Annotated in this window: 1 pseudogene; it reads right to left on the bottom strand. The window is 40.5% G+C overall.

Features of this window, described 5'->3' with window-relative positions:
* Positions 1 to 1,705, bottom strand: a pseudogene (locus tag BHE89_RS16515) (methyl-accepting chemotaxis protein); the annotation flags it as partial.
* Positions 1,706 to 1,716: the final 11 nt, after the last annotated feature.

A 1,716-nucleotide genomic window follows, 5' to 3' on the forward strand; every position in this document is an offset into this window, starting at 1 on the left:
GAAAGTTTCCCAGTTAGCGGGATCTTCAACACTGCTGCTCTTTTTCTTTTCTGAGGTTCCTGGTTTTATAAGTGGAGCAGCGGCTTTAACTACAGGGGGTGCATCCGATTCCATTCTTTCTAGCGTTTTTTCTTCCTGGCCCGGTAATTTGAAGATTGAAACTAAGCGGGTTAATGCAACTGCTTGATCTTCAAGACCAGCAGCGGCGGCTGCAGATTGTTCTACTAAAGAGGCGTTTTGCTGAGTGACACGATCCATTTCAGAAACCGCAAGACCAACTTGTGAAATACCTCGGCTTTGCTCATCTGATGCAGAAGCGATTTCGCCCATAATGTCAGTAACACGCGTTACTGAATCTACAATACGCGTCATCGTCTCACCCGCACTTTCAACGAGTACAGAGCCCGTTTCAGTACGACTTACAGAATCTTCAATCAGTGTTTTTATTTCTTTAGCAGCTTCTGCACTTCTCTGTGCAAGGTTACGAACTTCACCGGCAACTACCGCAAATCCGCGACCATGCTCACCGGCTCTTGCTGCTTCAACAGCCGCATTCAGTGCCAAAATATTGGTCTGGAATGCAATGCCATCGATAACGGCTGTGATATCGGTGATTTTCTGAGAACTTCCGGCTATGTCGTGCATCGTTTGCACCACATTAGCCACAACTTTTCCGCCTTGGCGGGCTATATCTGAGGCGTCATTAGCTAGGTTACTTGCTTGGCGAGCATTGTCTGCGTTCTGTTTTACTGTCGCCGTTAACTGTTCCATACTTGCAGCCGTTTCTTCTAACGAAGCCACTTGCTCTTCTGTACGAGCAGATAAGTCATTATTACCAGCAGCAATTTCACTTGTGCTGTTATAAATGTTTTCCGTACTTTGATAGACACCACGAACAGTTTGAATAAGCTCTTGTTGCATGTGTTTTAAACCATTGGCTAACAAGCTCATTTCATTGCGTCCATTTACTTCGATATTTGGACGTAAATCACCTTCAGAAAAAGTTTTAATACTTAATAGAAGTGAGTTTAATGGTCTAATTAAAGCATTACGTAATGCAAACCAGCATAGAATTAATGATGAGATAACGATAATCGCTAGCACAGCCATAGTCATGACTGTACGTTGATGAGAGGCTTCTAGTGCCACATTTAACTCTTCGTTAAATTTCTCATTACGCATGACATATGCAAGATATTCTTTATAAAAAGCATCTTGATAACCCGTAGTGGGTTGCTCAAAAAAATCTTTTAAGTTTTTATCTTGCAGTAAAATTTCTAATTGGTTTAATGCGGAGAAATATTCGATAAAACGCCCTTTTAGGCTACGAACATCATCTTCTGAGTGAACTTGATAAGCAGTAATATTCTTTTCAAATTCTTTAAATTTCTCGTCTGCACGAGACATGTTTTTACGAGCAAGACCCGCCAGATAATCAACAGACAAGGAATCATCTACGTTAAGATTTTTATCTTGTAATAAAAAACTAATCGCAGCACGGTTAATGTTATTACGAGCTTGTAGTAAATTAGCCCAGGTTTCATCTAGGCGTTCACGTTGATCTTGTATTGTCAGTGTTTTATTAAGGTCGTTTCTTGTCTCAACAATATTTGAGTAAAAAAACGCCTCCTGAGACAAATTGCAAAACACCAAACAACAGAAGAATGGATAATAATCCAGTCACTATTTTCATTCGGCTAAACATAATTTCCCTTT

Origin of the sequence: Shigella sp. FC1967 (genome assembly GCF_001743005.1) — a bacterium.
In the GTDB taxonomy this organism is placed as follows: domain Bacteria; phylum Pseudomonadota; class Gammaproteobacteria; order Enterobacterales; family Enterobacteriaceae; genus Proteus.